The sequence below is a fragment of the Thalassolituus sp. UBA2590 genome (assembly GCF_002339775.1).
In the GTDB taxonomy this organism is placed as follows: domain Bacteria; phylum Pseudomonadota; class Gammaproteobacteria; order Pseudomonadales; family Oceanobacteraceae; genus Thalassolituus.
In genome coordinates, this window is record NZ_DDKU01000114.1 from 1 (window position 1) to 11,467 (window position 11,467).

10 protein-coding genes are annotated in these 11,467 nt (G+C 53.2%); 6 read left to right on the forward strand and 4 right to left on the reverse strand.

Annotation, left to right across the window (positions count from 1 at the left end):
• Both B2067_RS10185 and motA read right to left on the reverse strand, forming a co-directional pair.
• Positions 1-552 (reverse strand): flagellar motor protein MotB (locus B2067_RS10185; RefSeq protein ID WP_301388356.1); only part of this gene is annotated, 552 nt, incomplete at its 3' end.
• A gap of 13 nt (positions 553-565) precedes the next feature.
• On the reverse strand, positions 566-1,417 hold the full coding sequence (gene motA / locus B2067_RS10190; RefSeq protein WP_301388358.1) for a flagellar motor stator protein MotA: 852 nt from the start codon (positions 1,415-1,417) through the stop codon (positions 566-568).
• 163 nt (positions 1,418-1,580) lie between these two features.
• Between motA and B2067_RS10195 the strand changes: the two genes are divergently transcribed.
• From B2067_RS10195 to asd, 3 genes are all read left to right on the forward strand, one after another.
• The gene (locus B2067_RS10195) at positions 1,581-3,260 is read left to right on the forward strand and encodes an HDOD domain-containing protein (protein WP_297533884.1); all 1,680 of its coding nucleotides are present in this window, start codon (positions 1,581-1,583) and stop codon (positions 3,258-3,260) included.
• A gap of 66 nt (positions 3,261-3,326) precedes the next feature.
• The gene (locus B2067_RS10200; protein ID WP_273087608.1) at positions 3,327-4,154 is read left to right on the forward strand and encodes a sulfurtransferase; all 828 of its coding nucleotides are present in this window, start codon (positions 3,327-3,329) and stop codon (positions 4,152-4,154) included.
• Between the two features lie 11 nt (positions 4,155-4,165).
• Positions 4,166-5,023: an archaetidylserine decarboxylase gene (gene asd, locus B2067_RS10205; RefSeq protein WP_076516511.1), complete on the forward strand. Its 858-nt coding sequence runs from the start codon at positions 4,166-4,168 to the stop codon at positions 5,021-5,023.
• 49 nt (positions 5,024-5,072) lie between these two features.
• Here the strand turns inward: asd and epmA are convergent, their stop codons facing one another.
• Complete coding sequence (gene epmA, locus B2067_RS10210) at positions 5,073-6,005, reverse strand: EF-P lysine aminoacylase EpmA (RefSeq protein WP_301388360.1); 933 nt, start codon at positions 6,003-6,005, stop codon at positions 5,073-5,075.
• On the reverse strand, positions 5,998-6,564 hold the full coding sequence (gene efp, locus B2067_RS10215; protein WP_068437287.1) for an elongation factor P: 567 nt from the start codon (positions 6,562-6,564) through the stop codon (positions 5,998-6,000). Before efp ends, epmA begins: the two co-directional genes overlap by 8 nt.
• A gap of 35 nt (positions 6,565-6,599) precedes the next feature.
• On the opposite strand from efp, the gene epmB reads away from it, so the two are divergent.
• The 3 genes from epmB to B2067_RS10230 form a co-directional block, all read left to right on the forward strand.
• A complete protein-coding gene (gene epmB / locus B2067_RS10220; protein ID WP_076516507.1) occupies positions 6,600-7,628 on the forward strand; it encodes an EF-P beta-lysylation protein EpmB in 1,029 nt (342 codons plus the stop codon).
• A 151-nt stretch (positions 7,629-7,779) separates the two neighbouring features.
• The gene (locus B2067_RS10225; protein WP_068437281.1) at positions 7,780-9,591 is read left to right on the forward strand and encodes a hypothetical protein; all 1,812 of its coding nucleotides are present in this window, start codon (positions 7,780-7,782) and stop codon (positions 9,589-9,591) included.
• Between the two features lie 99 nt (positions 9,592-9,690).
• Positions 9,691-11,467, forward strand: a 1,777-nt coding sequence (locus tag B2067_RS10230) for a diguanylate cyclase domain-containing protein (RefSeq protein ID WP_301388362.1), incomplete at its 3' end; no start/stop codon positions are given.

The window sequence follows — 11,467 nt, forward strand, 5'->3', positions numbered from 1 at the left end:
CCATAGAATGTCTTCTGAGTAATACCGTAACTGAGCACTGCCCTGATCAAACATGGGGCGATTGGTCTGATCAACAATCTGCAGGCGCAGGCCTTCGGTCGTCAGGTCTAACAGAAGCTGATTCTTGAATGGACTGAGTGTCGGACTGGCGGTAATCATGGCCTGAATCTTGGCCTTCATTTCTTCCATGCGCCGCTGCTCAATTGCGTCGGCAAGACTTTCAATCTCGTCAGCCTGAAGAATCTTCTCGGGATCAATATTCTCTGACACGGCGATATTGTCGGAGGTCGTTGGCGAGCCACCGAGGTCGATTACGTACTTGGACGGTACCAGCTTGCCTTCCTCAAACGCTTTCGGGTCCTGAAAGTAGCCAGAAATGGCTTCGCGTTCCTGCTCATTCGAGGAGTTAATCACCCACAACACCAGAAACAGGGCCATCATCGCCAGCGCGAAGTCGGCCATGGCGACTTTCCAGGCGCCACCGTGCTCTTCGTGTTTGCCCTTTTTATAACGACGGACAACGATATTCTGATGCGGGCTTAACTTCTCCATCAGCAATCACTCATCAGCGGCCGCGCACTTTGCTTTCGACTTCGTTAAATGTCGGACGCTTATGGGTAAACAATGACTTACGACCAAACTCGACGGCCAACTGAGGCGGTAAGCCATTCAGTGACGCAATAATGCAGGCCTTGGCAGCTTCGTACAGTTTGATTTCTTCTTCGGCGATATGACGCATCACCGACGAAATGGGCCCAACCAGACCGTACGCCAGAAGCACACCACTGAAGGTACCGACAAGTGCGGCGGCGACATGAGCACCAATCTCGTTGATGTCGCCACCAATCGCGCCCATGGTAATCACAATACCGAGTACAGCCGCCACGATACCAAAGCCCGGCAAGGCATCAGACACCTTACTGACAGCCATCCCGGGTTGTTCAAGCTCGTGCATGCGCGCTTCGATCTCCTGATCCATCAGCGATTCCAGCTCGAAAGACGTCAGGTTACCCGCGGCAATAATACGAAAGTAATCCGCGATAAAAACAGCCAGCTCGTGATTCGCCTGAATCGCAGGGTAACGTGCAAACAAGGCACTGGTATTAGGGTTCTCAACATCACCTTCAATCGCCATGATGCCTTCCCGGCGTGCTTTATTGAGGATGTCATAGAGCAACCCCAAAACATCCATATACATAGTCTTAGGCACGCTTCCCCCCATAATCACCTTGGGAATCAGACGAAACGATGTCCAGACCACATGCCAGGGGTTAGAAAGAAGGAACGCGCCAAAAGCGGCACCCACAATGATCAGTATCTCGAATGGTTGCCACAGTGCCAGCAGTTGGCCATGCGACATCACATAGCCATACAGGACACTGCCAAAAACAATCACGACACCTGCTACAAATAGCATCCAGCCAATTTCCTCAGCGGTACTCCACATTTAACTCAGTGTGCGTATCGAAACCCTTCCGTGACAAAAAAGACACACAGATTACACGGGACGAAATACGCATCACGACTATAGTAAGTAAAGGCTACAAATGACCGTTTAACAAACCGGGAACACTCTCTCCATGCAGAATTCTGCGCTCCAGACGCCCAGCGCCGCCCAATGGGAGGCCGTACTGGCGTTCCGTGACTTACCGATCCTGAAAGAAACGCGGGATGCGTTAAGGGTCGAACTTAGAAATCCGCAGGTCAGCTTTGAATCGCTGGTGCCTGTTGCGGAAAGAGACCCGGCACTCTGCTGGCACCTGCTACAGAAGGCAGTCAACCACAATCCCGGTTGCCGCGAACAGATTCACGGCGTCTACAACTGCCTGGCACTGCTTGGTATGCAGGAGCTTATTATTCTGGTGAAAAAGCTCCCGGTCATTGAAGATCATCCAAAGGATGCCTCGCAAAAGGTCTATCGACAGGCGCTATACACTGCGCACATGGCCGGTTGTCTGGCTGCACAGTGGGCCAGTGCGAAAGGCACCCCTACCAGCACAGCGTACTGGTCAGCCATGCTGGCAAACTCGATTCTATGGCCATGGCTGTTACTCGATAAATCCAGTCATAACTGGTTTCATTACCTGAGCGAGGGAGATGATCTGGGTACAGCCTCGCGCAAGGTATTCGGCAACTCACCCGAGAATTGGAAACGCCTTGTACGCCGGCATAACCTGCCTGAGCCCGTTGTCGATATGTTCCAGCGCGATAAGTTGCCGGAACGCAAGGACTGGCGACGTCTGCGCAAACAGGACCCGAGAGACCTGGATACCGGACGACAACTGATCCACAAAAGCCAGAGCGCCTCTATGCTCGCACTCACCGCCGCTGGCACCGCATGGCACCTGCATATGAACCCGGAGGGAGAGCGAAGCCACCGCTGGCTCGCTTTGAGTAGTCATGCGCAGGGCCGGCAGTACCCAACACTGGTCAGCGAGAGCCGGAAAATACAGCTCGATGAAGCGCGCCTGAGGAAATCAGCTCTGGCCTCTGGTATCGCCTTGCTGACTACACCGAAACCTGAGGCGCTGTCTTACCCTAAATGGACGCCCGTGCCAGAAGCTGCGCCTGCAGCTACAGCTTCGCGCGCGGACATGCCAGCTGAGGTCGTGCAGACAGGACCTGAAGTACGCTCAGAGGCCGATGCCGCTGAAGTGTCAGCGCCCGAAACCCAATCAACAGCCAAGCCTGCTCATCACGGCAGCGCATACCTTTCTAAGTTGATGGGGCAGTTATCTGAGTCTCCTGCCAGCTTCGGTGACTGGCACTACCTGATGCAGGGCGTATTAAAAGGTATCCATCTGGGCATAGGAATCGATCATGCAATAGTTATGCTGCCAGGAAAGAACCGCTCATCCTTGCGCACAGTTTACTCGGAGAATCCTGAGGGCCTGATGCCTCTGTCGAGTACCAGCGTCCCGTTACAGGTTGCTCCTTTACTCCGTCAGTTGATGAAACAGTCAGCAGCTGTTCATATCACGCCAGCCACCTGTGAACGATATTTCAAAGGCATGGCGCCGGAGCTTGCGGATGCACTTCCAAAAGAGCTGATGCTTATGTCCGTTCATGCTGGTCGCGACCCTATCGGGATTGTCATTGCGGCGAACTCTGACAATAAAGAAATCACGAAGGCGCAATATCAGCGATTCCGCCAACTTTGCACAACCACCAGTCAGGGGCTGGCTTCTCTCCGACAGCTCAGTGCCCAGAAAAATAAACCCGCGGGTAAGGCCCATAAGGCCGCGCGACAGACGTCGTGACCTGACACAGGGTGGTCTCTCAGATACACTTCGTGCCAACGAAATAATTAGCTGAGTGACCCCCCCATGGCTGACCTCCCTTTGTTGCTGGAGCCAGAACAACTGGCTGACCTGTTACCGCTCGATAATGTCCTGATCATCGACCAGAGTAAGGCAGAGACCTTCGTTGAAGGTCATATTCCGGGTGCAGTTCACCTCGACTTCAAACGTTTACAACGTCCGGGTACACCCGTCCCTGGTCTGTTACCAGAAGTCTCAGATCTTGAAGCCGTATTCAGCGAGCTGGGACTGACGCCTGACACTCACGTTATCTGCTCTGACGACGAAGGCGGTGGCTGGGCCGGGCGTCTGATCTGGGTACTCGACTGCATAGGCCATACAAAATATTCCTATATTAATGGCGGTATCGTCGCCTGGCGTCAAGCGGGCTTACCACAGGAAACCGGCACCGTTACCCCGCAGGCGTCTGACTATAAAATCACTGCGATTAACCCGGATGCCACCTTCACCAAAGCCCAGGTACTGGATAACCTCGGAAAACCGGACTTTGCCATCTGGGACGCTCGCTCAGCCGCCGAATACACGGGTGAAAAAGTGATTTCAGCCCGCGGTGGCCACATTCCGGGAGCCGTGAATTATGAGTGGACCCGTGGAATGGACAAAGACCGCGGTTTACGTATTAACGATCTGGATGCTTTCCGCACCTTACTGTCAGGCCTGGGTATCGATGAGACTAAGCGTATCGCTACGCACTGCCAGACCCACCATCGTTCCGGATATACCTACCTGGTTGGTAAAATTCTGGGATTCGATATCAGGGGTTACGCTGGCTCGTGGTCTGAGTGGGGCAATGACGAAAACACACCGGTTGTGACCGGCACTGAACCTAATTAAGAGATGACCCAATGAGTTTTAAAGACAATCTGTTTATCGCCAGCCAATACGTTGTTCCGCAGCACCTGCTCTCTCGTGCGGTGGGTGCTCTGGCTGAGACAGAAATGGAATGGGTAAAAAATCCGCTCATTAATCTGTTCATCAAAAAGTTTGGCGTCAACATGAGCGAAGCTCAGCGTCAGACGGCCTCTGAGTTCTCCTGTTTTAACGACTTTTTTACACGCGAATTAATTGATGGTGCACGCCCGATCGAAGGTGATGCCTCTGTCCTGTGCTCACCTGCTGACGGTGCCGTATCACAGCGCGGTGAAATCGTTGATGGCCGTATTTTTCAGGCGAAAGGTCAGGATTACTGCCTGACTGAGCTACTCGGTGGAGATGCCAAACGGGCAGCGCCTTTTATGGGCGGTGAATTCGCGACCATCTATCTGTCACCGAAGGATTACCACCGGGTACACATGCCGATGGCCGGCAAACTGCGTGACATGATTTATGTTCCCGGCGACCTGTTCTCTGTAAATCAGGTAACCGCCGAGAATGTACCTCGCCTGTTCGCTCGCAACGAACGGGTTGTCTGTATTTTTGATACCGACAAAGGACCGATGGCTATGGTGCTGGTCGGCGCTATGATCGTCGCTGCCGTTGAAACCGTCTGGGCTGGCCATATTGCTCCACCGCGCCGCGAACTCAAAGTCAGTGAGTATGGCGCACCTGTTGACGTATCACTGGACAAGGGCGCAGAAATGGGGCGTTTCAAACTCGGTTCGACCGTCATTCTGTGTCACCCGAAAGGCGTTGTGGACTGGAAGGATGCCTTTGAAGCGGGCTCACCGGTAAGAATGGGCGAGGCCATCGCGGACCTTTCGTGATCTGACTCAAACCCGACTTACCTCTGGCCTTGGCCTGATCCAGTCGTGATCAGGCTCTCGGCCAGTCGAAACTGAGTACATCACTGATGTGCTCAGCCTGTAGTAAATGCATCAATAAGCGATCTACGCCCATGGCTACGCCGGAGCATTCCGGCAAGCCTTGTTCAATCGCCGACAATAACTGCTCATCCAGAGGGCGCCCGTCGGCTTCTTTTTCAAAGCGACGACGCTGTTCCTCTGCATCGGTCAGTTCGTGATATCCATTAGCTAATTCAGTGCCGTTAAAGAACAATTCGAAACGTTCTGCCACCGGGTTGCCATCGGCATCGCAACTCACCTTCGCAAGCGCTGCCTGACTCGCGGGGAAGTCATAAATAAACACCAGAGTTTCTTCGGACAAAGCTGGTTCGACCCTATGACTCATAATGATATCTAACCAGCCGTCACGGCCCAGTTGCAGATCCTGCCCTGCGGCAGAAATACCGACCGCAGCGATGTCGTCATCCGATGCCTTATGGACATCGATACCAGCAAACAGCTTCAGCGCACTGGCGTAGCTCATACGCACTTCGGGCAGCTCGGCCCAGCGGGTTTGAAACAGCGCCCGCACGAGGTCCCGGACTTCGTCCATCAGACGATCCAGCGACCAACTGACCCGGTACCATTCGAGCATGGAAAACTCAGGGTTATGACGACGCCCTGCTTCCCCCGCACGAAACACCTTACATAACTGCCAGATATCTCCGCTTCCTGCACACAGCAGACGCTTCATTGCGTACTCAGGCGAGGTGTGTAACCACCGTCCTTCCCGGGTCTGCATCGGTTCAATATTGGGATCAGAAACAGGCGCGTTTCCTAACAGAGGAGTGTCGACCTCAAGCACGTCGCGTGCGTAAAAGAACTCACGAATAGTGCGGTAAAACGCAGATCGGGCAGCCAGAGCTGCCCGATCGCAAGAGGGTTGCCAGCGCGTATCAGGCACGGCCGACGTATTCGCCCGAACGGGTATCAATCTTCAGCACTTCACCGATATTGATAAACAGTGGGACTTTAACAACCGCACCGGTCGACAGAGTTGCAGGCTTACTGCCACCGTTCGCGGTATCACCTTTTACACCCGGATCAGTCTCAACTACTTCAAGCTCTACAAAGTTAGGCGGTGCAACGGTAAGAACAGCGCCATTGAACAGGATAACGGTGTACACGTCCTGCTCTTTCAGCCACTTAACGGTGTCGCCTACGGCTTCCTGAGAAGCGCCGTGCTGCTCGAAAGAACCGTCGGTAGCCATGAAGTGCCAGAATTCACCGTCGGTGTAGAGGTATTCCATGTCCACTTCCATCACGTCAGCGCCTTCCAGGCTGTCGCCTGACTTGAAGGTTTTCTCAAGAACGCGACCGTTACGCAGGTTACGGAGCTTCACGCGATTGAATGCCTGGCCTTTGCCCGGCTTAACGTACTCGTTTTCCACAATAGAGCACGGCTCATTGTCGAGCATCACTTTGAGACCCGATTTAAATTCGTTGGTAGAATAGTTAGCCATTTTGACTTCCGCTTACTGTCAGGTAATAAATTAAGGTGCGTATCATAACGCGAACAGAGCCGCCTGTAGAGATGCAGGATTGGCGACAGATTCTCGCTGACTCTTTCCGCAATGGAGAGCGCCTGCTCAGCTATCTGGATATTCCGGTAGATAAAGCTCTTAAGGCCGGCCACCCGGCCCTGACGTTCCCGTTACTGGTACCCCGACCCTTTGCTGATCAGATGGTTCGTAGTGATCTGAATGACCCTCTGTTGCGACAGGTTCTGCCCATCGCCAGCGAAACCTATGCATCAGACCTACCAGGCTACAGTATCGACCCCCTTGGTGAGCGTCAGACGAACATACGCCCTGGGATTATTCACAAATACCAGGGGCGGGTGCTGATGCTGGCAGCAACCGGCTGCGCCGTTAACTGCCGCTACTGCTTCCGCAGACACTTCGACTATGCCGACAACCGCTTGAGTCGGGAGGAAAGAAAATCGGCTCTGGACTATATCCGTGCCGACGCCAGCATCTCTGAAGTCATACTCAGCGGTGGCGACCCACTGATGCTTCAGGACACAGCCCTCGCAGAGCTGATTGAAGCCATTGATGAAATAAGCCACGTAAGACGAATCCGTATACACACCCGCCTGCCGGTGGTCATTCCTCAGCGCCTGACACCGGAACTGCAGACAGCGCTCAGTCATACCCGTACAGATAACGCCATGGTGCTCCATGTGAATCACCCGAACGAGCTGACCGCTCTCCATGCGGAACGTCTGCGTGAACTCAGAAGCAGTGGCGTAACGCTTCTCAACCAGAGCGTGCTCCTGAAGGGCGTTAATGATGACATTGTTATTTTGGCCGAATTAAGCGAGAAGCTCTTTACAATGGGGGTACTGCCCTATTACCTTCACCTTCCAGATAAAGTTGAAGGGACGCAGCATTATTTCGTCGACGACAAGGACGCCACCGCGCTCTATCTCGGTATAAGAGAACAATTGCCGGGCTACCTTGTCCCACAACTTGTGAGAGAAGTGCCCGGAGACCCCTACAAGCGTCCCCACCCCGTTCTGGCCTGATCGCACCGGTATTTTGTGATAGCGTAGCCAGTTCGTGTAAAAGAAATTCACATTTCTCTTTTGAAACGGTTAAATGTCGTGTAGTTGCTGGAAAATACACGCCATAGAGGCTATATAAATCGCTAACCCCGAAAGTTAACAGCAGGATCGCATGGACAGCCAGAGCACACCGATAACATTGCATATCCCGAATGCAACTCAAGGCGAGTTGTCGTTCTGTGGTTCGGGACTTCCGGCGTTCTCACAGTGGGCCAAAAGCCTGCCAATGGCAAATACCGGGGAAGCTTCCCGACGCCTCTATCAGGCCATCCGCGAGTTAAACGCATTAAGCTGCCCTGCGGCACAGCGATTTGAACTCCTCGAAGTTATCCGTCCTTATATACACTCGGTCTGCAAAGTCCTGAATAAGCACTTTTTGCAGTCCTCTGTATCCCTGAATGATAAGCAACTTAAGATCGCTAATCTGAGCCAGGCGTTGCAAGGGCATCTCGCGACTGGTTACAAAATGGTGGTCGCACACAGTGTTGATCTGCTTGGCGCCGGAGATCGTCCGCCCAAGCACTTTGCACCGGCTATTCACCGAGCAATTGTCGACAGCAGTCAGATTATTCTGCGGGCCTACCAGCTGTATTTTCAGCCGCCAGACAGAACCTGGCTGGACGTGAACCAGATCTACCTGATGGCAGAAGCGCGCCGTCTGGAAAACATCACTATTGAAGATCAACAAGCACGGTACGTTTACAAATCTACAATCCGTGACGCCTTCGCACGCATACACCTTTTGGGGACAGCGAAACCCAGCAACCTGCGCCAGCAGGATCTGGCACAACTGTATGAAGTATGTGAATACTGGGCACCTCACGCTGAACTGACGCCGGCTGACGATGAAAGCGCTCTGTTTATCATCAACCTTCATCGCGACCGCCCAGGCCAGTATCGCCAGCATCTGCGCGATAACCAAAAGATAAATTTCCGCAGCCTGAACACGCAAAAACTGGTTCAGGCGCTGAAGCTATATGCGTCTGCGGGCAGCGATGGCCGGATTACCGTGCCAGATAAGACCAGCGAAACGCTGATTGCCCATGCGATTCAATCCTGGGGAATCCACTGGCAGCGTTCATTCCGTCGCGTGCCTACCGATGGTCAACTAAGTGTCTGCGTCGGTCTGTCTGCATTGCACTACTACACGGCAGGGAAACGCGACTTTGATCAGGTTTCCCTGAAGATGAAACCTGTTGATCAGGGCCCTGCCGGTAAATCTGTTGATACCGGCGCCACTGTGTCTGACGATGTCTGGGCCGATGCGTTTGATGCTGGCGGTTCACGCATGCCCGATAACAAAGCGATGAATCTTGATGCTATTGAGTTTATCAACCGCCATCAGGTCGAAGAAGAAGAAAACAGCGAGCCCAAAACCCGCTACAGCAGCTATGGCGTAATTCTGATTAACACCAGCCCGGGTGGCTATTGCCTGCAATGGAAAGGTGAGCTACCCAGCGCCATTCAGGCCGGCGAGCTGATCGGCATTCAGGAGCGTGGCGTACGCCACTGGTCTGTCGGAGCAATCCGCTGGATTCGTCACCTGCGAGGTCAGGGGACTCAGCTGGGCGTTGAACTTCTGGCACCGCGTGCCGAAGTCGCTATCGCCCGCCTGCTGCAAAAAACCGGCAGCAACGGTCCGCAAATGCGCGCTCTGGTTCTGCCTGCGATTAAAGCGATCGCTCAGCCTGCCAGCGTCATACTGCCGCGGGTGCCCTTCCGTACCGGAAATAAGATTGAGTTGATGCATGAGAAACTCAGCGGACGCTATCAGTTAAGCAAAAGCCTGGCGTCTACTAATAGCTTTGGGCAATTCCAGTTCAGAGCTTCCGGAGTCTCATCCGAGCAAAAACGCCAGGTGGCCACCAGTGTTAGTGATGCTCTGATTGAAGATGATTTTGATTCTCTCTGGAATAAACTCTGATTGGGCCAACGGGTGACAAAATTTGTCACCTATGCCGTTTTTCTTTGATTCGACAGCACCTATAATTTCGGGTTTTCTTCAGCCGAGGTATGCTCACTCATGTCGCTATCCCGTGACACACTGCAACTACTGTTACTGACGCAGACTCAGAACGACGCAGAACAACTCGTCAGTCTGATGCGTAATTCCGGTTTCAGTACACGTGCCCGGACAGTGATCACACATGAGCAATTTGAAGAGGCCCTTAAGTCCGCCCAATGGGATGTCGTAGTTGCCGATCCGGATCTGGAAAACATCGAGTTCACTGAGCTGCTAAGCCAGATTCATCGACTGAACTACGATATTCCTTTGATCCTCATACCGGTAAATTCCAGCAATGCTCTTCTCGAAAGTGCTCTGACCAAAGGCGCCAGTGCTGTAGTTGCTTTTGATGAAAGCAATATCCTGATGCAGACCATACGTCGTGAAGTCGAGCACTTGCGCAACCGCCAGGAAGTCCGCCTGTTGAAGGTTAAACTACGAGACGCAGAAAAGCGCTCGCGCACGCTGCTGGAAAGTTCACGCGATCCGATTGCTTACATTCATGATGGTATGCATGTCCATGCAAATTCTGCCTATCTTGAAATGTTCGGTTATGAATCGGTCGAAGACCTCGAGGGCATGCCTGTCATGGACATGATTGCCTCGGACAGTCAGGCGAACTTTAAAGAGTTTCTGAAACAATACCGCACCGGCATACCTGATAGCTTTGAGCTCGAAACAACGGGGGTTCTGCCGGATGGCGAGCAATTCCCGATGACTATGAGTTTCAGCGACGCGACATACAGTGACGAGCCTTGCAATCAGATTCAGATCAGCCGACGCGACACAGAAAGCGAACTGGCTGCAGAATTGACTGAGCTACGACACAGAGACGCCGTTACTCAGCTGCACAACAAAGACTATTTCCTCGAACGACTGACGCGCGCCGTCGACCATGCCGTTCTGGAAAAGCAGTTCAGCACTCTGGTGTATGCCGAGATCAACGGTTTTGATGCCATCCGACGCGATGTTGGCCTTGAGTCCAGTGACACCGTAATCCGTGAGATCAGTCAGTGCCTGAGCAGTATCGCGCATGAATACGATGTCACCGCGCGAATTTCAGATGATACCTTTATCTGGATGATGCCGGGTGGTGACCCAGCCAAGGCACGCCAGCAAGCCCAGAAACTGATCAGCACGGTCAATAATCTCCTCATTGATCTGGAACAGCGTACCGTGCAGCCAACACTCAGCCTTGGCATAACATTGATCACAGACGCCAGCCCGGTACCGACCGAGATCCTGCAACAGGCTCACCTTGCCTGCGATGCTGCCGCCGAAGAGAACAAGCAGAGTAGCAGCAGCGCTCACCTGTTTATGCCGGAAGACAAATCGGAAGCACGACAAACGCGCTCGATGGAAAAGCAGATCACGACGGCACTGTCGCGAAATCAGTTACGGCTTCTGTTCCAGCCTCTGATCAGTATGCGGGGTGATGATGCCGAACATTACGAGGTGCTGCTTCGATTACCCGGAGGAGATGCCTCAGACCCTCAGGCCGGGGCATTTATTAACAGCGCCGAGGTCAGTGATACGCTCAAACGGAAACTGGATCGCTGGGTCATCCTGCATGCTACCAAGCTTCTTTCTGAGCGTCAGAAACAAGGTAAAGACACCAAGCTCTTTATCAATATTACAGGGGCGTCTCTGCGCGATGAGAAGTTACCCGCCTGGGTTCAGGTCGCACTGAAGGCCGCCGGACTCAATCACAACGCGATCATTTTTCAATTCTCAGAAGAAGATGCTGTGCGCTATGCAGCGCCTGCCAAACGCTTCTGTTATCTGGTGCGCGCGC

Coding starts and splice junctions, on each gene's coding strand:
- motA (WP_301388358.1), bottom strand. CDS start 1,417: ATGCTATTTGTAGCAGGTGTCGTGATTGTTTTTGGCAGTGTCCTGTAT.
- B2067_RS10195 (WP_297533884.1), top strand. CDS start 1,581: ATGCAGAATTCTGCGCTCCAGACGCCCAGCGCCGCCCAATGGGAGGCC.
- B2067_RS10200 (WP_273087608.1), top strand. CDS start 3,327: ATGGCTGACCTCCCTTTGTTGCTGGAGCCAGAACAACTGGCTGACCTG.
- asd (WP_076516511.1), top strand. CDS start 4,166: ATGAGTTTTAAAGACAATCTGTTTATCGCCAGCCAATACGTTGTTCCG.
- efp (WP_068437287.1), bottom strand. CDS start 6,564: ATGGCTAACTATTCTACCAACGAATTTAAATCGGGTCTCAAAGTGATG.
- B2067_RS10225 (WP_068437281.1), top strand. CDS start 7,780: ATGGACAGCCAGAGCACACCGATAACATTGCATATCCCGAATGCAACT.